Below are 23,607 nucleotides of genomic sequence, written 5' to 3'. Positions count from 1 at the left end.
GATCGCATTTTTGGTTAGTCGATAAAAATCGACTAACGTGGAGGCTGCCCGTGGCATATACCGACTTCATTTTCGACGCCTACCGCAAGCGCGTTGCCGAACTCGAGGCCAGCGACAATCCGTTCGCGAAGGGGGTGGCCTATGTCGAGGGTGAGCTTTATCCGATCCACGAAGCCCGCATTCCTATTCTCGACCAGGGATTCCTCCATTCCGATCTGACCTATGATGTGCCCTCGATCTGGGATGGCCGCTTCTTCCGGCTCGATGATCATCTCGACCGTTTCGAGCGCAGCCTGAAGCAGTTGCGGCTGCGCAGCTCGCTCGACCGCCACGGCATCCGGCAAAAGCTGGTGGAGATGGCGGCAAGGAGCGGCATTCGGGACGCTTATGTGTGCATGATCGTGACGCGCGGCCTGAAATTCATCCGCCAGTACAGCCCCGATGAAATCGAGAACAACCTCTACCTCATGGTGCAGCCCTTCTTGTGGGTGATGGGGGAAGAACTTCAGAAGACCGGCGGCTCGGCCGTCATCGCACGCGACGTTCGTCGCGTGCCGCCAGGCGCCATCGACCCGACCGTGAAGAACCTGCAGTGGGGCGATTTCGTGCGCGGCATGCTGGAGGCGCGTGATCGCGGCGCCAACTACCCGATCCTGACGGACGGGGACGGCAATCTGACCGAAGGTTCCGGCTTCAACGTCTGCATCATCAAGGACGGCGTGCTGCGGACACCGAAGCGTGGCGTGCTGGAAGGCGTGACGCGCAAGACCGTGCTGGAAGTCGCCAAGGCGCATGGCGTCGAGTGCCATGTCGAGGACGTCCCGGTGAGCGCCGCCTATAATTGCGATGAACTGTTGTTCGTCACCACGGCCGGCGGCGTCATGCCGATCACCAAATTGGACGGGGTGCCGGTAGGCAGCGGAGAAGTCGGTCCGATCAGCAAAACAATCTGGAAGGCTTATTGGGAAGCTCATTACGATCCGATGCGCAGCTTCGCCATCAATTATTGAAAGCCGACGGACAGCCGCCTCAGCGCGAACGGCGGACAGCGGGCCGCTCGGACAAAAAAGGCTGCGGACCATGAGGGCCGCAGCCTTTCGCATTTCCAGGATTGCCTGTTCAAGCGATCCGGCATGCGTTTTCAAAGGCAAGCCGGGGCAACCGCGGAAACAGGCCTGCCGGATCGCCATAGCCCAGATTGACCAGGAAGTTGCTCTTCCAGGTCGTTCCCGCGAAGAAGGCCTCGTCGACGAGATGGTTCTTGAAGCCGGACATGGGTCCGGCATCGAGCCCCAGCATGCGGGCAGCAAGAATAAGGTAACCGCCCTGGAGGGTGCCGTTGCGAAAGGCGGTCTCATGCGCGACATCGGGGCTCGACGTGAACCAGGAGCGCGCGTCCGTATGCGGGAAGAGCTCCGGCAATCGGTCGTAGAAGGCTTCGTCATAAGCAACGATCGCGGTGACCGGCGCCGCCATGGTCTTGGCAGAATTGCCGCTGCTTAGGGCCGGCCGGAGTTTTTCCTTGGCTTCGGGCGACCTGACAAAGACGAACCTGCCGGGAGAGCAATTCGCCGAGGTCGGCGCCATCTTCAAGAGGTCGTAGAGCTGCCTCAGCGTATCGTCGGAGACCGGCCTGTCCGTCCACTTGTTATGTGTGCGGGCTTCCGTGAAAATGCTGTAGTCGTTCATTGCGATCCGCGCGTCCTTGGGCATGAATTCAGGCCCCCGTCTCATGCGACCAGGGTGCCTGACGATTCGGTGATGTTCCCCCGAAGATACGGCGCTCCGTATCCGGCGGACCGCCGCAAGGTCCGTCTTCAGCGAGCGACTTTGAGCCTTGCCAGGACGAGCGGATTCTCGTTTGCGGGAATTCGCGTGCGCTCGGCCTTGAGCTCCGCGAAGGCCTGCTCGCTCGCCTTCAACGTCTGCTCGATGTCGGCCGCCGTCATGGCCGCGTTCAGGAACATGTTGTGATACGGATGGAAATAGACGCCATGCTTGAGGGCGTTCGTCACCCAGGCATAGCCGAGGCGCATGTCCGGATCGTCATGGAACAGGATCTGCGGCATCTGCGACGGACCGGTCTGGCGCAACGAGAAGCCAAAGGCGGCGGCCTGCTCATCGAGGCCGGCACGCAACTTGTCGCCCAACTCCACGGTATGTTCCAGATACTTGGTTTCGCGGATCAGGCGCAGCGTCTCGATGCCGGCCGCCATCGGAACGGCGGAGAACCAGAAGGAGCCGGTGGCGAAGATGGAACGAGCGGCGGCGTAGAAACGCTGCGACCCCATCATCGCCGAGATCGGATGGCCGTTGGCGATGGCCTTGCCCCAGCAGCTGATGTCGGGTTCCACTCCCAGGATTGACCACGAGCAGTCCCGCGCCAGCCTGAAACCGGCGCGGACGTCGTCGACGATGAGCGGCGCGTCGACGGCATCGCAAATCTTGCGCGCGGCCTTGGCGAACGCTTCGGAGGGGATCAGCTGATCGGCAAAGACCTCGTGCTTGAACGGCGTGGCGAAAATGCCGGCGACGTCGCCGTCAGCCGACCGCACCGCTGCCTCCAGGCTTTCGACGTTGTTGTACTCATAGGCGATGATCTGGCGCCGCTCGTCATCGACGATGCCGGTGCGATTCGGCGTGCACCAGGGCTGGGAGCCGTGATAGGCGCCGGTCGCCACCAGGATCTTGCGGCGCTTGGAATAGGCGCGCGCGGTCGTCATCGCCATGGACGTGGCGTCGCTGCCGTTCTTGCAGAACATCGCCCAAGCGGCATGGGAGACCATCGAGACCATCGCCTCGGCCAGTTCCACCATCAGGTGCGACGGTCCGGTCATGGTGTCGCCAAGCTCGGCCTGCCGGCGCGCGGCGGCTTCGACGTCGGCATTTCCATAGCCAAATAGATTAGGCCCATAAGCGCTCAGATAGTCGATATATTCATTGCCATCGACATCCCACAGCCTCGCGCCGCTGGCGCGACTGAAGAACTGCGGGAAGTCGGAAGGCAAAAGCGCTGTAGATTCATGGCCATACATACCACCAGGTATGACGCGCCGGGCGCGTTCAAGCAGCTCTGAATTCCGACGATTCGACCAAGTCATTGATGTGATTTCCCTATTTGCGCTGCAGCCTATAGCAAGAAAAATATCTACTATCAATGATGAATCAGATGGATTGCCGGCTCCTTTTCCGCTACAAAACCCGGGAGCCGGGCAATGCGGGCGCATTCGCCGCCACCGCGACCGGCTCGCCGCGCCGGGCGTCCGAGGAGAACAGCTGATGGCAGGATCGATCGTCGGAGAAGCCGGCCCTGCCTGGGGGCTCCGAGCTCGGCCGGCCGCCTAAAGGACGCGGCGTCACCGAAACCGGAAATCAAAAATCCAAAGGGGAATCCATGAACACTACCAAGAATGGTCTGAGCAGACGCAGCGTGCTGAAGCTGGGCGCCGGCACGGCCGCCGCGGCATCATTTCTTGCAATGCCGGCGATCGGCCGGACAGCGCCGACGTCGCTCTCCGTCGCCAATGGCGGCGGCGCGCTGGGCGATGCGTTCAAGGCCGCATGTTTCGACACTTTCGAAAAGAAGACCGGCATCAAGATCATCAGCGCCCCTTACATGGAAGGCGCGCGGCTGAAGGCGATGGTCGAGGCCGGCGCTGTCGACATCGATGTCACGGATACGGATTCCTCGGAGGCCGCTCCGCTCGCCGTTGCCGGCCTCCTCGACGAGATCGACTACAGCGTCGTTCCGAAGGAAGGGCTCATCGATGGCGCCGTCAGCAAATACTGGACGTCGTGCTACATCGCCGGCTGCGTGCTGAGCTGGAACACCGATTCCAAGGACGGCCGCCCGAAGAACTGGCAGGAATTCTTCGATCCGAAGATCAAGGGGCGCAGGACGCTCTGGAAGAACGCCGCGCAGACCATGGAAGTGGCGGCGCTGGGCGCCGGCCAGACCCTGGACAAGCTCTATCCGCTGGATATCGACCGCGCCTTTGCCATGCTCGACGGCATCCGTTCGTCCATCACCTGGTGGACCTCCGGCGCGCAGAGCGCCCAGCTTCTCGCCAACGGCGACGCCGATTTCGGCATGTGCTGGAACGGCCGTGTCGACCCGGTCGAGCAACAGGGCGGCCCGATCGACTATACGTTCGACTACTCGCTGCACACGCCCGGCATCTGGAGCCTGCCGAAGGGCGGCCGCAACCGTGACACCGCGATGAAGTTCATCGCGCATTGCATGGACCCGGAAGTCCAGGCCGCCTTCTCCAAGCTGATCCCCTATGGACCGACGAACGACAAGGCGTTCGACATCCTGTCGCCGGAGGAGCGCGCGCGCATGCCGAGCTCGCCGGAGAACCGGAAGCTTGCGGTCGCGATTGACGGCGACTACTGGCTCGAGAACGGCACCAAGATCTACGACCGCTTCAACACCTGGGTCGTGGCGAAATAAACGGGAACCTTCCAAGACGGAGCCGCGCGGGTAACTCAATGTCCGCGCGGTTCCTTCCTTCGTTCCGACTGGACCATTTGCCAATTCGACTCCGCCAGCGCCGCTTGTGCGAAAGCCTGACAATCTGGTGAAATGGTTGCGCCGTCCAACCGCCCCTATCCGCATGTAAGGATATGCTGACGCCATGAAGCACCGCAGCTTCCTGCTCTACCTTCCCGCCGCCTTGCTGCTGACGCCCTTCTTCCTCGCGCCGATGGCGGTGATCGGAACGGAGAGCTTCAGCGGCCCGCAAGGGATCGGGGCGGAATACGCAAAGGTCGTGACCGACCAAGGCATCAGGACGGTCCTTTACAACACCTTCTATGTCGCGACGATGGTGACGATCTTTTCGCTGCTGATCGGCTACCCGATAGCCTATGTGCTGGCGCGGCTCAGGGGTCGGTGGGCCACCATCGGCATATTCCTCATCTTCCTGCCGTTCTGGGCCAGCACGGTGATCCGCTCCTTTGCCTGGATGATCCTTCTCGGCCGCAAGGGTCCGGTCAACTCCATCCTGGTCGGCATCGGCCTTATCGAGGATCCGATCCGTTTCATCGACAACGGGCTCGGGCTGGTGATCGCGATGACCTACATCATGGTGCCGTTCATCGTCGTGCCCATCCTCAATGGCCTGCGCGCCATAGATCCCAACCTTCCGCGCGCGGCGGCGGTGCTCGGAGCCAATCCATGGCGCCAGTTCCTCGCAGTCACCCTACCGCTTTCCATGCCCAACGTGGCGGTGGGTTGCACGATCGTCTTCGTCACCTCGCTAGGTTTCTTCGTCACGCCTTCGCTTCTGGGCGGAGACCTGACGGTGGTTTCGATGCTGATCAGCGAACAGGCCAACAGGCTGCTGGATTGGCCGCTCGCCTCGTCGCTGGCGATCATTGTGCTGCTCCTCACCATCATCATCTTCGCGCTGCTGCGGCTCAGCCAACTGGCTTCGCGCCGCAAGGGCAAGGCACAAGCGGGAGTGTTCGCATGAGCTTTTCCGAGAAGAAGCTTTGGACCGCCTGGAGCCGTTTCCTGAACGGCTTCGTCGGGGCCATGCTCATGGGGTTCCTGGTGCCCATCCTGGTTGTCGTCGCGGTATCCTTCCAGAGCAAGTCGTACCTATCGTTTCCGCCGACGGACTTTTCGCTGCGCTGGTACCAGCAGTTCATCGGCAACGACGATTACCGCTCCGCCATCTTGAACAGCATGATGATCGGAGCGGCGGCCGCGGCATTGGCGACGATCGCCGGGATTTCGACCGCACTGGCGGTCGTGCGCGCGAGCGTCCCGGGCTCCACCGTCGTCAGCGCGCTTTCCGTCGCGCCCGCCATATTGCCTCAGATCGTTCTGGCGATCGGGCTTTTCCCGATCAGCGTGTGGCTGGGACTTCAAGGTACGCTATGGGCCGTGATCCTGGCGCATGCCGTCATCGGCCTGCCCTTCCCGTTCATCACTGTCTGCGGCGCGCTGGCCTCCTATTCGAACCGCATCGAGATCGCCTCTATGACGCTCGGCGCCAATTCCTTCCAGACCTTCAGGCTGATCACCTTCCCGATGATCAGGCCGGCCGTGATCGCGGGTTTCATCTTCGCATTCGCAGCGTCGCTCGACGAGCTGGTGCTGGCGCTCTTCCTGAGCAGCCCATCGACGCGGACATTGCCTTTGCTCCTTTGGGAGCAGCTCAACTTCCAGGTCACTCCCGAAATCGCTGCCGCGGCCAGCGTCATTCTCGCCGTAACCAGCCTACTCATTCTCGCGGCAACTTTGTTGCCCCGTCTCGGCAAGGACAATTAGGATGCTGCAGATGTTAAGTCGATCCGCGACAGGTCAGAACCGTGCCGCAGGGGGCGCCGCGGTCTCCATTCGAAATCTGTGCAAGCGCTATAACAATTTCGAGGCCGTCGTCCCCACGTCCGTCGAGATCGATTCCGGCGACTTCTTCGCCATCATCGGACCGAGCGGCTCCGGCAAGTCGACGCTGCTCGGCATGATCGCGGGCTATATCGACCCCACCGAAGGGCAGATCATGGTCGACGGGCGCGACATCGTTCCCGAACCGATCTACCGGCGCAACATCGGCATGGTGTTCCAGAACTATGCGCTGTTTCCGCATTTGTCGGTCGCCCAGAATGTCGCCTATCCGCTGAAGATCCGCGGCGTGGCGAAGGACGAGATCGCACGGCGCGTTCGCGAAAGCCTCGCCATGGTGCGGCTTGAAGCGTTCGCGTCGCGCAAGCCTTCGGAACTCTCCGGCGGACAGCAACAGCGCATCGCGCTGGCGCGTGCGTCGATCTATCATCCTTCGATCCTGCTCATGGACGAACCGCTCGGCGCGCTGGACAAGAACCTTCGCGACGAGATGCAGGAAGAGATCAAACGCTTCCAGCAGGAATTGGGCGCGACCGTCATCTACGTCACCCATGACCAGCAGGAAGCGGCGTTCCTGGCCGACCGCATCGCCATCATGCGCGACGGCGCCATGACGCAGATCGGCAGCCCGCGCGCGCTCTACGAACAGCCCAACAGCCGCTTCGTCGCCGAGTTCCTCGGCGAAGCTTCCATCTTCCCCGTCAAATCGGCGTCCGGAAAACAGGCTGGCCAGCCTTGCCAGATCGTCCTGGAGGATGGCACCCAGGCAATTATCCGCACGGACGAGGATGCAGGTCCCGGCCGCTTCGCCTGCATCCGGCCGGAACGCGTCACCGTCGGCCCGAAGGCGCGAGGCCTCGACAACACCTATACCGGCATCGTGCGCGAGAGCCTCTACACGCCGGGCAGCATCCGCTACCGAATCGAGCTGAACGGCACCGGCTCCACGCTCAAAGTGCGCGTGCTGCCGCAGGGCGATACCGAGGTCTTCGAGACCGGAAGCGCGGTCGACATAGGCTGGTCGACCGACGACATGACCATCCTTCGGGAATAGTCACGACCGATCCCACGATCATGCGGCCGGCCTGTCCTGGTTCTATTTCAGCTTCTGCTGGCCGTAGGTCTTGTAGCGGTTCTTGACCACGCTCAGTTCGTCATCCGTCAGCATGACGGGCCGTCCGAGCATCGAGGCAAGCATGTACTGCCTGGCCAGCGTCTCCAGTTTTTCGGTGCGGGCGAGCGCGGTGGCGAGATCGGGTCCGTAGGCGATCATGCCGTGATTGGCGATCAGGCAGGTGTTTCGTTCCGCCAGCGCCCGCACCACGACCTCCGCCAGTTGCGCGGTGCCGAAGGGCGCATAGTCGGAACATGGAACATCGTCGCCGCCGAACGATGCGATCATGTAGTGGAATGGCGGAAGGCCCTGCCGCAGGCAGGACAGCGCCACGCAGTGATCCGGATGGGCATGCACGACGGCCTGGGCCTGAGGGAACGCCTTGTAGATCGCCGCATGCATGTTCCATTCGCTCGACGGACGGATCTCGCCGTTCCAGTCGCCGTCGAGCGTCATCTCGACCATCGCGGCCTGGTCGAGCTTTTCGGGCGGGATGCCCGTCGGCGTTATCAGCATGCCGCCGGCCCCGAACCGCTGGCTGATGTTCCCCGAGGTACCGCTGTTCAAGCCCTTCGTCGCGATGGCGCGCACGGCATCGACAAGGGACTGGCGCATCGTTGCTGATTGATCGGTCATTGGGTTCTCGCCTGTGGCGGCCATTGTTCCAGATAGGGTTCGATCCTTACGGGCCGGCGCATTTCGTCGAGCACCGCCGAAAAGACGTCCAGGCCGCCGAGCTTGCCGGACTTCAGCATCAGCGCGACGGGAAACGGCATTTCGGCCACCATGCGTCCGGTGCCCAGGCCCTGGTATGGCCCGACGATGAAGCGGGCGATGGGCAGCTTGGGAACGATGGCGCCGGCGGTTTCGCCGCCGGCGATGACGAGCCGACGGACGCCACGCTCAAAGATCAGGCGTTGCGCCAGACCGGTAAGGAAATCCTCCGCCGCCCGCGCCACCACATCGCGCCCGTATTTGCCCTGAAGCCGTTCGACTTCGTCCTGCGGCGCCATCGTGGCGATGGCAATCGCCTGCCCCGCGCCGATCGCCCGATCGGCCGACGCCAGCGCCGAGGCGAGCAGATCTTCGCCCTCCATGACGCGGCCGAGATCGATCGTGACGACTTCGTTGTGCCGGCCGAAATGCGCAAGCTGTTCGGCTGTGCGTGGCGCCACGCTGCCGGCAAGCACCATGGCCGGCCCTTCGACGCCCGGCAACGCGGCGGCCTCGGGGCAGGCAAGCTTGCCGCCGCACCGCCATGACGTCGGGAGATGCGCCGCCACCGACGCGTTGCCGGTCAATAGCGGCATCGGCGCCGCGGCCTCGGCGATCGAAGCCAGATCGCGCTCATAGATGGTATCGGTGACCGCAAAGCGGACGCCCTCCCCGGCCAAATTCTCACAGTGCTTGACGATGGCCTCCGCGCCGCGATCGACTACCGGGTGCGCGACGAGCCCGACGCGGCTCCGGCTTTGCGCGGCAAGGACGCGAACGATGTTCGAATCCGTCATCGGCGTCAGCGGGTCGAAGCGCTTGGGGGACTCCGCCAGGATCTGCGAACCGCCGAACATATAGCCCTGGAACACCGTTCGCTGGGTCTCGCAGAGCGCCGGGCAAAACAGGACCATTTTCGCGTCGAGCAGATCCGCCAGCGCCTCGGCGCACGGGCCGATATTTCCGGCCGGCGTGGAATCGAAGGTCGCGCAATATTTGAAGAATACCTGGTCGCAGCCTGCCGACAGCAACCGCCGCGCGGCCCCCAGGACGAGATCGACCGCATCCTGCGCCGGGATCACACGCGTCTTCAGCGCAATCACATGCGCGAGCGAGGCGGAAGGGATGTCCGCCTCGGCGCTGGTCGCGAAACTCGTCGGCACGCCCCGCGCCACCAGCATGGCCGCCAGTTCGGACCCGCCGGTCAAGTCATCGGCAATCGCGCCGAACAGCAGCGGACGCTTTCGTTCTGCCATCGATTCATTCCCTTGAAATCCCGTCCAGGCTTGAAGCCGTGGGCGGTCGCATACGCCCTATGTCAAAGACCCAAAAATGCCCGAGCCAAGGCCAATTGACCGTCCATCATCTGGCGGCCGAACAGCAAGCGGCAACCCTTGGCTTGGGCAGCTTGCAAGAGCCTGGTCCTTTCAGGCTTCATGACGATGTCGGCAACGATCATATCCGCGGATAGCGTCGCGAAATCCACGGGATCTCCATCATCCTTGCCGATCATCCCCAGCGAAGTCGCATTGACGACCATGTCGAAGCCGGTGGCATCGGCCTCGCCCGTTCGAACCGACGCTCCCGGATAGGCGGCGGAAACCGTTTCGACGAGCGCAACGGCCTTAGCATGGTCGCGGTTTGAAACGACCAGTTCGGCCACGCCCGCCTCGGCCAACGCAAAAGCCAGGCTGCGCCCTGCACCGCCGGCGCCGAGCAACAGCACACGAAGTCCTGCAGGCTGAATGCCGGCCTCCATGGCGCCGCGCACGAAACCGCTGCCGTCGACATTGTCTCCAGTCAGCTTTCCATCCGCATCGCGCCGGACGTAGTTGACGCTGCCGATCATCCGGGCGCGCGGCGTGAGTTCGTCGAGCAACGGCACAACAGGGATCTTGTGCGGGATAGTGACGCCTGATCCGACGCAGTTTCGAAATCCGCGCAGCGCCTGGATCGCGGTGGCCAGGTCCCGCGCGCCGACATGAACAGGCACGCAAACGAAGTCATGGCCGGCTGCGCGCATGAAGGCGGTGATGGCTTCCGTGCCGACCACATGCGAGACCGGATCCGCCATCAGCAGCATGATCTTCGTCTGCCCGGTTATGCGGCGCGTATCCATAAGCCCTCGTGGTTCGCTTCCAGTAACATGATAAATATCGACTAATGACTTTATGGTTGCCAATCCGAAGCGGGATCCGCCTCGGCAGCATTTGCGCCCATTTCTCGCGAAACTCAAGCAGTTTGAGTGAGAATCCACCGGTCGCCCACCGCGATTGCCGGCATCGTCATTTCGCCCGGAATGCCTGTTGATAATGAATAAGTTTCTCTGTAATCCTAACGCTCTCATACCATGACTGTCCGGGCCACGCGGAGGATTACCACCCATGTCGAAGCGGCAAATGCACCTGATAGGCTATGTGCTGGCGGGGCCGACCTGGCACCATTACGGAGCCTGGCGGCACCCGGAAAGCGACGGCCTGGATATGCTTGATCCTGCCCGCTATGAGGAGATCGCCCGCGTCCTGGAGCACGGCAAATTCGACGGGCTGTTCTTCGTCGACTTCCTGATGCTGTTCGATTCCTACGCCGGCGGCTACCGCACCAACCTGAAGGAAGGCGGTCAGCAATGCATGATGGACCCGATGCAGCTTCTGGCCGCCATGGCCCGCGTCACCTCGCGCATCGGACTTGCCTCGACCATGTCGACGACATTCTACCACCCCTTCCACATCGCGCGCGCCTTCGCCTCGCTCGACCATATCAGCAAGGGCCGGTCCGGCTGGAACGTGGTCACCTCGGCGATGGAGCGCGAGGCCAAGAATTTCGGCATGGATGCGCTGATGGACAAGAACAAACGCTACGATATGGCCGATGAGGTGCTGGAAGCCTGTAACAGGCTCTGGCAGAGCTGGGAGCCGGGAGCGCTCGTCGGCGATCGCGAGAACAACATCTTCGCCGACGCCGACAAGGTTCACTACGCCAACTATGAAGGCCAGTATGTGCGCACCAGCGGTCCGCTGACGGTGCCACGCTCGCCGCAGGTCAAGCCAGTCATCATGCAGGCCGGCTCCTCGCCTCGCGGCCGCGAGTTCGCCGGCCGCTGGGCCGAGGTCATCTTCACGCTACAGAACTCCAAGGAGCACATGCAGGCCTTCTACCGCGACATCAAGGACCGCGTCGTCGCCAGCGGGCGCAAGCCGAATGAGTGCGCCATCGTGCCTGCCGTCGACATTGTGCTCGGCGACACGGAATCGATCGCCAGGGAGCGCGCCGCGGCCATCAATGAATACGCAAGCCCCACGCTCGGCGTCGCCGAGATCTCCAATGCCCTCGGCGTCGACATGTCGAAGGAGCCCCTCGACAAGCCGCTCGAGGATCTTGAGCTGACGCAGGGTTGCCGCGGCATACTCGACGTGATGCTGCAGGGAACCAAGAAGGATGGGCTGACGCTGGGCCAGGCCGGCAAGGCCTGGGCGACCAGCCAGATGACGCCGCAGCTCATCGGCACGCCGAAACAGATTGCCGACCACCTGCAGGATTTCTTCGAAGCGGAATGCTGCGACGGTTTCATGATCTGCCCGTCGATCAGCCCGGGAACCTATGTCCAGTTCGTCAAGACGGTGGTTCCGGAACTGCAGCGTCGCGGAGTGTTCCGCAAGGAGTACCAGTACGCCACGTTCCGCGAAAACCTGCAGAACTGATCGCGGAAATCCGGCGTCTATCAGGGCGGCTCGGCTTTCAAATTTGCCGGGCCGCCACGCTTTTACACGCTCCGGAGGGGAAGCCCCGAAATTGCCCGTGGCCCAACCGCTATTCGCTCTGTTCCCTCGGCATGAGAATTTCCGGAAGATAGCAGCGCAGATAGGCAACGCCCGCCAGATGCGCTTCCGCGATGTAGTCGTCGCGGATATAGCCATGCTCGCTGTATGACAGCGAAAAGACGCCGTCTATCATCGAGAAATATGTAGCAAGCCGGCGCTCCCAATCCGGGACCGAAGGCATATGAAAATAGTAGGACAGAAGCTGCGACCGGCCGTCAACGAGGCGGTGCAACTGCGATATGTCGGCGGTCTTGACTTCCAGGCTGATATTGGCGCCCAGGAACAATCGCAACGCGGCCGGATGGTTGTTGTGATATTGAGCCGCGCTGGTCACCTTCAGCCGGAACAGGTCCTGCCAACGCGCCGGCCGAACCTCCAGCGGCAGCTTCGACAGCTCCAGCAACGCGTTGTGATGCACCTCGGCCAGAGCAAGCAGCGCGGCCTCGGTGCTCGGAAAGAAATGATAGACCGACGCGTTCGGTACCTTCGCCTTGGCGGCGATCTGATACAGGCCGATGTCCTGCACGTTGCTGGTCGCAAGCAATTCGTCCAGGGCATCGAGCAGCTTGCGGAAGCGCAACTGGCCGGGTTTGCGCTGCGGGCGTCGGGCGACAATGCGCTTCGGCTGCCGGTCCGCGGCGGCCTTTTCCTCGACATCGTTGCTCATCGTCACCTCGAATTGCGGAGCCTTGAGTCCGACACAAGAAGAAACGCGCCCGAAGGTCAAGACACCAAAGATTTCAGGCAATCAAGCCAGTCTTCGCCATTCGTCGCGCGGCCGCCGAAGCAGCAGTTTTCGGTGAGTGAAGATGTCTCGACAGACTGGATTTCATGGAGCCGGCGGATGAATTTCAGCCAGAAGATGCTCGTTGTTCGTCATCGCCGCATCCCGGCGCATCCTGTCGTAAAGCCAGGCGCAGAACATTTCGCAACTTTGCTTGCGCAGTTGTCCGGCCGGCTCCACGACATAATAGTCGGAACCCCGCACCCTGTAGGGGGCGATGTCGAGCGCCGGCACCAGAACCCCGCTCGAGAAGAGATCGTCGATCAGAGGGCTGCCTCCGAGCGCGATGCCCTGGCCGCTCAGCGCCGCCTGCATGAGGACCGAGAAGTTGTTGACCGTGATCTGGTGCTTGCCTTTCGTGACGTCGATGGCATGGGCATGAAACCAGTCGCTCCATCCGCCGCCCTGCACGGACCGTCCCTCGATGTCGAGCAGTTTCTCGCCCAGGAGATCGGCCGGCCGGGTCGGACGCTTGCGCTTGTCCCAATAGGAAGGATGGCAGACGGGCGTCACCTCGCAACCGACCAGGAACCTGGCGGACATCGACGACCACGAGCCTCCGCCGAAACGGACCGTCATGTCGATCCGCTGTTTTGAAATGTCGACGAGTTCATCATTCACTGCCAGCCGCAGATCCACATCGGGATGGAGACTGCTGAATTCGGCAAGCCGCGGCGCCAGCCAGTAGGTGCCGAAAGCATGGGTCGTGCCGACGACGATCGCCTGCGGATCGCGCAGCTCCCTCACTCGGTCCGCGAGAGACGCTATAGCCGTCAGATGCACCGGCAGCGATGCATTGAGCATGGCGCCCGCGGGCGTGAGCTCGATCGACCGGTGCCCTCTTTCGAAAAGAGGAATCTGGAGAAAGTTTTCCAGCTCGCGAATCTGCCGGCTGATGGCCGCCTGCGTGATGTTCAATTCGTCCGCGGCCTTGGTGAAGCTCATCAGCCGCGCGGCTGCCTCGAAGGAGATCAGCGACACCAGGGAGGGGATGCTTTTGCGCAGCAATGACATAACGAATTTTAATGCCAATCGGACGCCATCCGCAAGTCGGCGCGTAAGCAGACTGCCCCTTTTTACTCGTATCTTTTCCGATCTGATCGATAACCTCGCTAAACCCGCGCCGGCGGCTCATTGCAATAATTTCAGTGGCTTAGATCTCGACACGACTTTCTTCCGATGATCGCTGACAAAAGGATTTGTTATGGGACACCAAGAATTTTGCGCGTTTACGCAACCATCCCCCTTCGGCATGCTCGCAATACCAAAAGCGTGATCATAGGACGCACCGAACATGAATGCTCCCGTCGTCATCCCGCCTGCCGCTGTGCCGGTCGGCCGCGATCTGTTCAAGACCGTGTCCAGCCATTGGCCATCCGGCGTGGCGGTCGTCACGACGGCGGCCGGCGACGGAACCTTGCATGGCTTGACCATGAGCGCCGTCATCGCGCTCTCACTGGAGCCCATGCAGTTCCTGATCTCGGTCGACAAGACCTCCAACACGCTGCCGGTGCTGAAAGAGAAGCGGCGCTTCTGCATCAATTTTCTCAGCAGTGAGCAGCGCGACATCTGCATGCTGTTCGCTAGCAAGGCCGCCGACAAGTTCGCTTCCGTCGGCCATCGGCTCTCCGACACCGGCTTGCCGATGATCGATGGCGCGGTTTCCTGCATCAACTGCGATGTGAACAGCATCATTGCGAGTGGCGACCATGAGATCATGATCGGCGATGTCCGCGACATGGAGCATTTCGGCGGCGAGCCGCTGATCCATTTCAAGCGATCGTTCCACAAGGCGCGGCCCGCCTGAGCGACATGCTCTCCTGGTCAGCTTCTCCCCTGGATTCGTGGCGCGAAGCAGGACTCGCATCCAGCTCAGGTCTTTACCCCGCCGGACGACCGAAGCCTTTCCTGGTCCAAAGCATGTCTCCCAAAACCGGTTCCCACCTTCGGGAGGCTTGGGCTAGGATGATGCCATGCGGCTTTATGCATCCATGATCGCGTTGGGGTTCCTGCTGGTGGTGATCGCCTCCGGCATGTGGCCATCCTGGGCGTTGGCCTCGTCGCTGTCGCGGCCCGTCATCACACTCGTTTCATCGGCAGCCACGATGGAGCGTTCGACCTTCAAGCCCTGCTATCGCACAGTGCGAACGTCGGGTGTGCCCTGCTTTCTTCAGATCGGCCTGCCGCAAGACTTGACCGGCGGCGAGGCGCAAACCTCCAGGCATTGCAATCCCGCGATGAGTCTCCCCGCGACGAAGTCCATCTTCCGCGAGGCGGAACCGAGACCGCCCCGACCTTTCTTCACCGCCTGAATCCGGTGCGCGTTGGCGGGTGCCGCCGGCGCGCTTCTTTCATCCCATGTGAAGGGCGGCGATGCCGCCTCAAAGGTCATTTCATGCTGAACGAAATTCCCATCAGCCGCCGGCGTCTCCTGCTCGGCGCCTCCAACTTGGCTGCAGCCGCGACGCTCCTGCGTTTCCTGCCGGCTCGCGCCCAGGAAGGACTGACACCTGGACAGGTCCTCAACGATCCCGACATGCCGCTCGTCGGCGCCAAGAATGCCGACATCACGATCGCGGAGTTCATGGACTATAACTGCCCCTATTGCCGCAAGAGCCACCCGGAATTGAAGAAGCTCCTTGCGAGCGACCGCAAGGTGCGGGTCGTCTACAAAGACTGGCCGGTGTTCGGTCCGGTGTCCGAATATGCGGCCCGCATGGCGCTCGCGGCCAAATGGCAGGGGAAGTACGAGGCCGCGCACGACGCGCTCATGTCGTCGCCCAAACGCTTCCAGCACAATAAGGAAGTCACGGCCGTCTTGGCCGGGGCCGGTATCGACATGTCGAGGTTGAACAGGGACGCAGCGGCGCATAAGGCCGACATCGACAAGTTGCTCGCCCGAAACGCGCTGCAGGCCGATACGATCGGCTTGCAAGGCGCACCCTCCTGGCTGGTGGAGTCCTTCATCGTCTTCGGCGGCCTCAGCCACGCCCAGTTGCAGGAAGCGGTGGCGGAAGCACGCCGCAGAAAGAAGGCCTCGGGCGGCAAGTAGGATCCGCCCCATTCGCGGAGGCCGCCGGCCAGTAGGCGCGGCGGCCTCCGTCGGGCTCTTGGCTCAGGCGATGAAGGCTTCGGCGACGCTGCGAATGCCTGCGGCATCGAGCTTGTAATGAGCGTAGAGATGAGTGGGCGGCGCGATCAGGCTGTATTCGTCGTAGATGCCGTGACGCCTGAGCTTTACGCCCATTCCCTCGTCGGCGAGCACTTCGGCGACCGCACCGCCAAGTCCGCCCATGACATTGTGCTCCTCGACTGTCATGATCTTCTTCGAGCGGGATGCCGCGTCGAGAATGGCTTCCCGGTCGAGAGGCTTGATACACGCCATGTCGATCACGCCGACGGAGCGCCCGCCTGCATTCATCGTCTTGGCGGCCTCGAGCGCGCCGTGCACGGCCATCCCGCAGGCGATGATGGTCAGGTCCTCGCCCTTGAAATGCTCATGCGCCTTGCCGAACGTGAATGTCGGCGTGCCTTGATAGACGACGGGATCGCGGCCGCGGCCGATGCGGAAGTAGATCGGCTTGTCGTAATCGGCGGAGGCGCGGATCGCCGCTTCCAGTTGCGGACCGTCCGCCGGCGACACCACCGCGAGGTCGGCGATCGAGCGCATGATGGCGATGTCTTCCGTGGCATGGTGCGACGTGCCGTAGAAGCCGAGCGAGATGCCCGTGTGATGGCCGACGAGCCGGACCGGCTGCGCGGAATAGGCGACGTCCATCCTGATCTGTTCGCAGGCAAGCAGGGCAAGGAAGGAAGCAAAGGTCGCCACGAAGGGCATCACGCCGCAGGTCGCGATGCCCGCGGCGGTGCTGACCATATTCTGCTCCGATATGCCGAAGGAGACGTAGCGGTCGGGGTAGGCAGCGGCGAAGCGGTTCAGGCCGTTCGAATATTGAAGGTCGGCCGATCCGGCCATGACGTTATGGCCTGCCTTCACCAGGTCGATCAGTCCGTTGGACAGATGGTCTAGGCCTGGGTTGACGGCATTGAGGCCGCGATATTGCCAGGAATTGGGAGACAGCGGACCGTTCATTTCAAGCATCCAGCGCGTTGATCTCGGCGATGGCCTTTTCGGCATCGGACGGGTCGAGGTAACCCAGGTGCCAGCCCGGCTCGGTTTCCATGTAGGAAACGCCCCTGCCCTTGCTGGTCCTGGCGATGATCATACAGGGCTTGGTGCGCTCGTCGTCGGCCCGCACCCGGCGCAGCAGCTCCGTCACCTTCGCCACGTCATGGCCATCGACCTCATGGACTTCCCAGCCGAAGGCGCGCCACTTCTCGTCGAGCGGCTCGATGTTCATCAGATCGTCGACGCGGCCGTCCAGTTGGTAGCCGTTGCGGTCGACGATGGCGATGAGATTGCGGGCCCGATGCTGGGCGGCGTTGATGGCGGCCTCCCACACCTGCCCTTCCTGCATCTCGCCATCGCCCATCATGCAGAAGACCCGGTAGTCCTTCTCGCCGGTCCAGCGCTGCGCCAGCACCATGCCCAGCGCATTCGACAGCGCATGGCCGATCGAGCCCGACGAAAAGTCGACGCCGGGCACCTTCCTCATGTCGGGGTGATCGCCAAGCGGGCTGCCGAGGCGCGTATATTGATCGAGCCACTCCTTCGGGAAGAAGCCGAGATCGGCATAGATCGGGAACAGGCCAACCGCCGCATGCCCCTTGCCGATGGTGAAGCGGTCGCGGCCGGCCCATTTCGGATCGCGATGACGCAGCCGCATGACGTCGTAATAGAGCGCGGCGAATATTTCCGCAGCCGAGAACACCGACGTGTAGTGGCCGGTCTTGGCGATCTCGATCAGCCGGATCGTCTCCAGCCGCACGAAGCGGGCGCGCTCCTTCAGCATCGCCACCACGTCCGGCGTAGGCTCGAAGCTGTTGCCGCGTACCGTGCCTCCAGAAGAACCGCTCATACCATCCCTCGATCAAAATTCGTGCTTCCCTGGCGCGGCCCATGAGCCCCGCCGCGACTGCGTCAGGAGCGCAGATTTTCCCGGAACGTCCTGCCTGAATAATCCCGGCGGTAAATGCCGCGGCGCTGAAGCTCGGGCACCACCGACTTGACGAACTGGTAGAACGATCCCGGCGTGATGGACGGGCAGATGACAAAGCCGTCGCAGGCTTCGGCCTCGAACAGCTCGTGGATGTGATCGGCAATCATCATCGGCGTGCCGACCAGTTGCGGCGACATCTGCGTCGTCGCGTATTGGTGGCCGGCATCGTGCAGCGTCTTGCCCTTGCCGCCGCTCATGATGATGTCGAACACCCCGCGTGCGCCCTGCGTGATCTCCATCTCGCTCAGCGGCTGGTCCATCGGAAAGCCGGAAAGGTCGACGCCGATGTGGTTCGACATCTCGGAAAGGCCAAGCTCGGCATTGGCGAGGGAATCGATATAGTCGGCGCGCTCGCGCGCGATCGATTCCGTCTCGCCGATGACGATGTCCGTCGCCGGCAGGATGGCGCAGTGCGAAGGGTCGCGCCCGGCATTGGCGACGCGATCCTTGATGTCGCGATAGAAGGCCTGCATGTCGGCCTTGTTGTTTTGCAGCGTGAAGACGATTTCGGCCCAGCGCGCGGCGAACTGGCGTCCCCGCGCCGACGATCCCGCCTGCATCAGCACGGGGCTGCCCTGCGGCGAATGCGGCGTCATCAACGGGCCGCGCGTCTTCACATATTTGCCGGCGTAGTTGGCGTAGCGAACCTTCGAGGGATCGCCGAAAATGCCGGCCTGTCGGTCAAGCACCAGTGCATCGGGCCCCCAGCTGTTCCAGAGCGCCGTGCAGGCCTCGACCACCTCGTCGGCATGATCGTAGCGCTGCGCCTTGTCCAGCAGCCGGTCCATGCCGTAATTCTGCGCTTCGCGATCCGTCGCCGACGTCACGATGTTCCAGGCAGCCCTGCCGCCGCTGATATGGTCGAGCGACGCAAAGGCGCGGGCAATGTGGAACGGATGGTAGAGCGACGTCGACATCGTCGCCGACAGGCCGATGTGGTTGGTCACTCGCGCCATCGCCGTCAGCATCTGCATCGGGTCGAGCATGCACATATGCCCGCCGTACTTGATGCAGGGATCGAAGACGCCGCCATAGGTGTCGTAGAGCGTCTGGACGTCGACGAAGAACAGTCCGTCGAATTTTCCGGCCTCCAGGATACGGGCGATGTTCTCGTAACGTCCAGGCTCGAGGAAATCGGTCCCGTCGCTTTCGTCGTGACGCCAGCTTCCGTTGTTGTGCCACGACGGCCCGATCGTGCAATAGCCTACGAAGTGCAGCTGACGTCCCATTGAACTCATCCAAAATCCGCGCGTCGCGGGCTCGAGGGAAGTGCCCGGCGAGCCTCCGCTGCGAAAGAAACTCTTATGCATCAGGGGCGCGTCGTCGCCTTGCGCATATTTTCGTCGAACCCACGACAAGACCGCCGATTTACGTCTGCTTCTTGCACTCCGCCGCTACGCCGTACACTGGCAAAAACCTTTAGGCAGGATAACCTTTCGTTATGCCAGGCGCCGGGATGGCGCTCGCATTGCGCCGTCAGGCGGCGGCAGGTGAATACTGGCGCACGACGCCCTGTCTGATGAGGCTTTCGACTTCCTCGGGAGCATAGCCGAGCGCCTCCGACAGCACTGCGGTCGTATCCTCGCCAAGCATGGGCGGCGCCTTGTAATCTGCGTCTCGCTGCGCGACGAGACCCTGAGCCGGCCTGACCAGCGAGACCGGTCCGATATGCTGGTTGTGCAAGGTCTGCACGACATCACGTGCTTTCACCGTCGGGCTTTCGAAGGCCTCCGGCACGGACTTGACCTCGCCTGCGGGAACGCCGTGCCGCAGGCAGGCTTCCATCCAATGGTGACGCGTGTTCGCGCGAAACGACTGGCTCAACTGGGCAAGCAGGCTTTCGCGGTTCAGCGCACGCGCCGCGGCCGTCTTGTAGAGCGGATCCCGGGCGAGCTCGGGCAGGCCGACGACCTTCTCGCACAGGGCGGTGAATTGCTTGTCGTTGCCCACGGCCAGCGCGAAGTTGCCGTCCGAGCATTCGCATATCTGGTAGGGCACCACCGTCGGATGCGCATTGCCGTAGCGGCGCGGAATGACGCCGGCGTTGAGGTAGCCGCTGCCGACATTGATCAAAGTGTTCAACGCGCATTCCAGCAGCGATATGTCGATATACTGCCCCTGGCCGGTCTCCCGACGCTGATAAAGCGCCGCCAACACCGATTGCACCGAAACCATGCCTGCGATGATGTCGGTCATCGCAACGCCGATGCGCTGGGGCTCGCCGTTGACGGGGCCGGTGATCGACATCAGGCCGCTTTCGGCCTGGACGACGAAATCGTAGCCGGGTCGGTCCCATTCGGGACCGGTCTGCCCATAGCCGGAAATCGAACAGTAGATGATGCCAGGGTTGAAAACCTTCAGCGTCTCGTAGTCGATCTTCAGCCGCTGAACCGTGCCGGCCCGGAAATTCTCTATGACCACGTCGGCTTTCGCTGCCAGGCGATGGATGATCTCATGACCCTTGGGATGCTTGATGTCGACCGCGATGCTGGACTTGCCGCGATTGGCGCACAGGTAATAAGTGCTGACGCCCTTGTAGCTCGGCACCGACCAGGCACGCGTGTCGTCCCCACCGTCGATGTTCTCGATCTTCCAGACCTCGGCGCCGAGATCCGCCAGCGTCATCGTCGCCCAGGGGCCGGCCAGCACACGGGAAAGGTCCAGCACCTTGATGCCTGCCAGCGGCAAACGGGATGCGGCTTCACCCGCGGGCCTAATGGATTCCGACATGGGTTCTCGCTTTCTTGCTCTGCTGGAATTTCCGCCGCTCAGGCGGCGAGCCCGATATCCGCCGGACCCGGGAAATGACACGCCGCGTGATGCCCGGGCTCGATCTCGACGAGCGGCGGCGGCACCTCGGCGCATTTATCCTGTGCCTTGAAACAGCGAGTCCGGAACGGGCAACCCGATGGCGGGTTGATCGGACTGGGCACGTCGCCCCTCAGCAGTATCTGCTTGCGGCTGCGCTCGATATCCGGATCGGCGACCGGCACCGCCGACATCAGGGCTTGAGAATAGGGATGAAGCGGCCTGCCGTAGAGCTTCTCCGCCGGCGCCACTTCGACGAAGCGGCCGAGATACATCACCGCGACCTTGTGGGAGATGTGGCGCACCACCGACAGGTCATGGGCGATGAAGACATAGGCCGTGCGCATCTTCTCCTGTATCTCCTGGAGAAGGTTGAGCACGCCCGCCTGGACCGACACGTCGAGCGCCGAGACCGGCTCGTCCAGGATGAGCACTTCCGGCTTCAACGCGAGCGCGCGGGCGATCACGACACGCTGACGCTGGCCGCCCGACAATTGGTGCGGATAACGCCGACCATGCGCGGCGCTGAGGCTGACCAAGTCGAGCATCTCCAGCACGCGCTCGCGCCTTTGCGCGCGGTTCATCGTCGATATGCGCAGCGGCTCCGCGATGCTGTCCTCGATGCGCATGCGCGGATGCAGCGAGCCGTACGGATCCTGGAAAACCAGTTGCAGATGGCGGCGCATCCTGCGCATCTGTTGCGGGCCGAGCGAGATGACGTCGACGCCGTTGACGCTCACGCTGCCGGACGTCGGCTCGATCAGGCGCAGCAGGCATCGGCCAAGCGTGGACTTGCCGCAGCCGGATTCGCCGACCAGACCCAGTGTCTCGCCGGATTTCAGGTCGAAAGAGATGTCGGTGACAGCCTTCAGTTGCGCGACTTCCCGACGGACCACGGTGCCGCCCATAATCGGGAATGTCTTGGACAGATTGCGCACCGACAGGGCAAAGCCCGCGTCCGACGCGGCCTGGATGCTGCTTGACGTTTCAGACATTTGCGCGCTCTTCCGCCGGCGCCGTGCGACCGGCATCGCTCCAAGACGGCAGGCTCTCTGCGAAGTGACAAGCCGCTCGGTGCCGGCCAAGCTCGATGACAGGAGGAGCAGTCTTGCGACAGATATCCTGGGCAAAGCTGCAACGCGGATGGAAGGCGCAGCCTTCAGGCAGCGCGCCAAGCATGGGCGGCGCGCCGGGGATCGAGTAGAGCTTTTCCTTCGAGGCCGTCAGCTTCGGGATCGAATCGATCAAGCCGCGCGTGTAGGGATGACGGGGATTGGCGAAGAGTTCTCGCACCTCGGCTTCCTCGACCACCAGTCCGGCATAGATGACCGCGACCCGGTCCGCGTGCCCGGCGACGACGCCGAGGTCATGCGTGATCAGGATCAGCGCGAGCCCGAGCTTTTCCTTGAGCTCGCGCAGCATGCGCATGATCTGGGCCTGCACGGTGACGTCGAGCGCCGTCGTCGGCTCGTCGGCAACCAGCAATTCGGGATTGTTGGCAACCGCCATGGCAATCATGACACGCTGGCGCATGCCGCCGGAGAACTCGTGCGGATACTGATTGATCCGCCGGTCCGGCTGCGGGATGGCGACAAGCTGCAAAAGCTCGAGCACGCGCTCGGTCGCCTTCGTCTTGCTCATGCCCCTGTTGTGGAGAAGAAGCGCCTCGCGGATCTGGCCGCCCACGGTCATCACCGGATTGAGCGACGAAAGCGGGTCCTGGAAGATCATGCTGATCTGGGCCCCGCGCAGCGCGCGCATATCCCGGGGCGGACGCCCCACGAGTTCCAGCCCCTTGAAGACGACGGAGCCGCTGACGATCGCGTTGCGCGCCTGCAGACCGAGCGAGGCGAGCATGCCGAGCGATTTGCCCGACCCGGATTCCCCGACGATGCCCAGGACCTCTCCCTTGAACAGTTCGATGCTGAGGCCGCGCACCGCGGGCAGGACGCGGTCCCGCGACGCGAAGCCGACCTTGAGGTCGCGGATGCGCAGCAATGGTTGGCCGGCGGCATCTTGGTTGATCTCGGCCGCGCTCATTTGGACGACCTCGGGTCGAAATAGTCGCGCAGGCCGTCACCTATGAAGTTGAAGCCCAGCACCACCGTCAGGATGGCCATGCCCGGCCCGAATGCGATCCACCAGCTGTAGAAGAACGTCGCTCCGTCCGAGATCATCGCTCCCCATTCGGGTGTGGGAGGCGTGGCGCCGAGGCCGATGAAGGAGAGCGACGCCGCGAGAAGGATCACCTGGCCGAGGTCCATCGTCGCGCTGACGAGAATGGGCGTCCAGCAAAGCGGCAGGATATGCTTGGTGAGGATGCGGAAATGGCCCGCCCCGGCCGCGACCGCGGCCTCGACGTGCTCGCGCTCGCGCACCTCGAGCACCTGGGCGCGCATCAGGCGGGCATAGACCGGCCACCAGACGACCACCATCGCGATCGCCGCGTTGCCCAGCCCCGGTCCGAGCGAGGCCGCGACGGCCATAGCCAGCAGGATCGGAGGGAAGGAAAGGGTGATGTCGACGAGCCGCATGATGGCGGCGCCGATAATGCCGCCCCGGTAACCGGAAATCGCGCCTGCGGCCGACCCGATCACCACGGCGCTGACCACGACCAGAAGCGCTATCGGCAGCGAATGCTGCGCGCCATGGATCGTGCGCGAAAGCACGTCGCGGCCAAGGGCGTCTGTTCCGAGCAGATAGCTCGCATTCGGCGCCTGCAACCGCCGGCCCGCGAGCTTGAGCGGATCGTAGGGCGCGAGCCATGTCGGAAACAGGGTAGCCACGAACCAGAAGAAAACGACGACACCGCCGACCAGAAAAGCGGGCGAAGCCCATTCGGGAAGGCGAAGGCGCGCCGATGATGAGGCTTGAACCGAAGACACTGGCTT

At 62.8% G+C, this 23,607-nt stretch carries 23 protein-coding genes; 8 read left to right on the top strand and 15 right to left on the bottom strand.

The window, feature by feature from the left end:
* Nucleotides 1-50 precede the first annotated feature (50 nt).
* Nucleotides 51-1,010 (top strand): aminotransferase class IV, encoded by a 960-nt coding sequence (locus FJ957_RS02850; protein WP_140828242.1) that lies wholly within the window; start codon nucleotides 51-53, stop codon nucleotides 1,008-1,010.
* Nucleotides 1,011-1,119: 109 nt separating this feature from the next.
* On the opposite strand, the gene FJ957_RS02845 is transcribed toward FJ957_RS02850, so the two are convergent.
* Nucleotides 1,120-1,713: a malonic semialdehyde reductase gene (locus FJ957_RS02845; protein WP_140828240.1), complete on the bottom strand. Its 594-nt coding sequence runs from the start codon at nucleotides 1,711-1,713 to the stop codon at nucleotides 1,120-1,122.
* Between the two features lie 104 nt (nucleotides 1,714-1,817).
* Entirely contained in the window at nucleotides 1,818-3,101 is a 1,284-nt protein-coding gene (locus FJ957_RS02840; RefSeq protein WP_140828236.1) for an aminotransferase class III-fold pyridoxal phosphate-dependent enzyme, read from the bottom strand.
* A 293-nt stretch (nucleotides 3,102-3,394) separates the two neighbouring features.
* Here FJ957_RS02840 and FJ957_RS02835 point away from each other — a divergent pair, with 293 nt between their 5' ends.
* The 4 genes from FJ957_RS02835 (at nucleotide 3,395) to FJ957_RS02820 (ending at nucleotide 7,409) form a co-directional block, all read left to right on the top strand.
* On the top strand, nucleotides 3,395-4,453 hold the full coding sequence (locus FJ957_RS02835; protein ID WP_140828232.1) for an ABC transporter substrate-binding protein: 1,059 nt from the start codon (nucleotides 3,395-3,397) through the stop codon (nucleotides 4,451-4,453).
* A gap of 184 nt (nucleotides 4,454-4,637) precedes the next feature.
* On the top strand, nucleotides 4,638-5,477 hold the full coding sequence (locus FJ957_RS02830) for an ABC transporter permease (protein WP_140828229.1): 840 nt from the start codon (nucleotides 4,638-4,640) through the stop codon (nucleotides 5,475-5,477).
* The gene (locus FJ957_RS02825; RefSeq protein WP_140828225.1) at nucleotides 5,474-6,280 is read left to right on the top strand and encodes an ABC transporter permease; all 807 of its coding nucleotides are present in this window, start codon (nucleotides 5,474-5,476) and stop codon (nucleotides 6,278-6,280) included. The genes FJ957_RS02830 and FJ957_RS02825 overlap by 4 nt, the downstream gene beginning before the upstream one ends.
* Before the next feature lie 10 nt (nucleotides 6,281-6,290).
* On the top strand, nucleotides 6,291-7,409 hold the full coding sequence (locus FJ957_RS02820) for an ABC transporter ATP-binding protein (RefSeq protein WP_181180479.1): 1,119 nt from the start codon (nucleotides 6,291-6,293) through the stop codon (nucleotides 7,407-7,409).
* Nucleotides 7,410-7,451: 42 nt separating this feature from the next.
* On the opposite strand, the gene FJ957_RS02815 is transcribed toward FJ957_RS02820, so the two are convergent.
* The 3 genes from FJ957_RS02815 to FJ957_RS02805 all read right to left on the bottom strand — a co-directional run bounded on the left by FJ957_RS02815 (nucleotide 7,452) and on the right by FJ957_RS02805 (nucleotide 10,302).
* Complete coding sequence (locus FJ957_RS02815) at nucleotides 7,452-8,105, bottom strand: class II aldolase/adducin family protein (protein ID WP_181177478.1); 654 nt, start codon at nucleotides 8,103-8,105, stop codon at nucleotides 7,452-7,454.
* Nucleotides 8,102-9,439: a 3-oxo-tetronate kinase gene (gene otnK, locus FJ957_RS02810; RefSeq protein ID WP_140828219.1), complete on the bottom strand. Its 1,338-nt coding sequence runs from the start codon at nucleotides 9,437-9,439 to the stop codon at nucleotides 8,102-8,104. The genes FJ957_RS02815 and otnK overlap by 4 nt, the downstream gene beginning before the upstream one ends.
* A gap of 62 nt (nucleotides 9,440-9,501) precedes the next feature.
* The gene (locus FJ957_RS02805) at nucleotides 9,502-10,302 is read right to left on the bottom strand and encodes a shikimate dehydrogenase (RefSeq protein ID WP_140828217.1); all 801 of its coding nucleotides are present in this window, start codon (nucleotides 10,300-10,302) and stop codon (nucleotides 9,502-9,504) included.
* 265 nt (nucleotides 10,303-10,567) lie between these two features.
* Here FJ957_RS02805 and FJ957_RS02800 point away from each other — a divergent pair, with 265 nt between their 5' ends.
* The gene (locus FJ957_RS02800; protein WP_140828215.1) at nucleotides 10,568-11,884 is read left to right on the top strand and encodes an LLM class flavin-dependent oxidoreductase; all 1,317 of its coding nucleotides are present in this window, start codon (nucleotides 10,568-10,570) and stop codon (nucleotides 11,882-11,884) included.
* Nucleotides 11,885-11,993: 109 nt separating this feature from the next.
* Here the strand turns inward: FJ957_RS02800 and FJ957_RS02795 are convergent, their stop codons facing one another.
* Both FJ957_RS02795 and FJ957_RS02790 read right to left on the bottom strand, forming a co-directional pair.
* The gene (locus FJ957_RS02795; RefSeq protein WP_140828213.1) at nucleotides 11,994-12,671 is read right to left on the bottom strand and encodes a TetR/AcrR family transcriptional regulator; all 678 of its coding nucleotides are present in this window, start codon (nucleotides 12,669-12,671) and stop codon (nucleotides 11,994-11,996) included.
* 162 nt (nucleotides 12,672-12,833) lie between these two features.
* The gene (locus tag FJ957_RS02790) at nucleotides 12,834-13,802 is read right to left on the bottom strand and encodes a LysR substrate-binding domain-containing protein (protein WP_140828211.1); all 969 of its coding nucleotides are present in this window, start codon (nucleotides 13,800-13,802) and stop codon (nucleotides 12,834-12,836) included.
* A gap of 280 nt (nucleotides 13,803-14,082) precedes the next feature.
* Here FJ957_RS02790 and FJ957_RS02785 point away from each other — a divergent pair, with 280 nt between their 5' ends.
* On the top strand, nucleotides 14,083-14,595 hold the full coding sequence (locus FJ957_RS02785; RefSeq protein WP_140828209.1) for a flavin reductase family protein: 513 nt from the start codon (nucleotides 14,083-14,085) through the stop codon (nucleotides 14,593-14,595).
* A 174-nt stretch (nucleotides 14,596-14,769) separates the two neighbouring features.
* Here the strand turns inward: FJ957_RS02785 and FJ957_RS31740 are convergent, their stop codons facing one another.
* Entirely contained in the window at nucleotides 14,770-14,913 is a 144-nt protein-coding gene (locus FJ957_RS31740; protein WP_181180478.1) for a hypothetical protein, read from the bottom strand.
* Between the two features lie 270 nt (nucleotides 14,914-15,183).
* On the opposite strand from FJ957_RS31740, the gene FJ957_RS02780 reads away from it, so the two are divergent.
* Nucleotides 15,184-15,840: a DsbA family protein gene (locus FJ957_RS02780; RefSeq protein WP_140828207.1), complete on the top strand. Its 657-nt coding sequence runs from the start codon at nucleotides 15,184-15,186 to the stop codon at nucleotides 15,838-15,840.
* A gap of 63 nt (nucleotides 15,841-15,903) precedes the next feature.
* Here the strand turns inward: FJ957_RS02780 and FJ957_RS02775 are convergent, their stop codons facing one another.
* From FJ957_RS02775 to FJ957_RS02745, 7 genes are all read right to left on the bottom strand, one after another.
* On the bottom strand, nucleotides 15,904-16,881 hold the full coding sequence (locus FJ957_RS02775) for a transketolase C-terminal domain-containing protein (RefSeq protein ID WP_140828205.1): 978 nt from the start codon (nucleotides 16,879-16,881) through the stop codon (nucleotides 15,904-15,906).
* 1 nt (nucleotide 16,882) lies between these two features.
* Entirely contained in the window at nucleotides 16,883-17,767 is an 885-nt protein-coding gene (locus tag FJ957_RS02770) for a transketolase (RefSeq protein WP_140828203.1), read from the bottom strand.
* A 62-nt stretch (nucleotides 17,768-17,829) separates the two neighbouring features.
* Complete coding sequence (locus FJ957_RS02765; RefSeq protein ID WP_140828201.1) at nucleotides 17,830-19,137, bottom strand: LLM class flavin-dependent oxidoreductase; 1,308 nt, start codon at nucleotides 19,135-19,137, stop codon at nucleotides 17,830-17,832.
* A 247-nt stretch (nucleotides 19,138-19,384) separates the two neighbouring features.
* Nucleotides 19,385-20,638 (bottom strand): CaiB/BaiF CoA-transferase family protein, encoded by a 1,254-nt coding sequence (locus FJ957_RS02760; protein ID WP_140828199.1) that lies wholly within the window; start codon nucleotides 20,636-20,638, stop codon nucleotides 19,385-19,387.
* Nucleotides 20,639-20,676: 38 nt separating this feature from the next.
* Entirely contained in the window at nucleotides 20,677-21,711 is a 1,035-nt protein-coding gene (locus FJ957_RS02755; RefSeq protein ID WP_140707827.1) for an oligopeptide/dipeptide ABC transporter ATP-binding protein, read from the bottom strand.
* Nucleotides 21,704-22,756, bottom strand: a complete 1,053-nt coding sequence (locus FJ957_RS02750) for an ABC transporter ATP-binding protein (protein ID WP_140707829.1) — start codon at nucleotides 22,754-22,756, stop codon at nucleotides 21,704-21,706. Before FJ957_RS02750 ends, FJ957_RS02755 begins: the two co-directional genes overlap by 8 nt.
* Nucleotides 22,753-23,601 (bottom strand): ABC transporter permease, encoded by an 849-nt coding sequence (locus FJ957_RS02745; protein WP_140707831.1) that lies wholly within the window; start codon nucleotides 23,599-23,601, stop codon nucleotides 22,753-22,755. Before FJ957_RS02745 ends, FJ957_RS02750 begins: the two co-directional genes overlap by 4 nt.
* Between the last annotated feature and the right edge of the window lie 6 nt (nucleotides 23,602-23,607).

Source organism: Mesorhizobium sp. B2-4-6 (assembly GCF_006442775.1).
Classification (GTDB): Bacteria; Pseudomonadota; Alphaproteobacteria; order Rhizobiales; family Rhizobiaceae; genus Mesorhizobium.
Note: the sequence above shows the minus strand (reverse complement) of the source record. Positions and strands in the feature narration are given on the sequence as shown.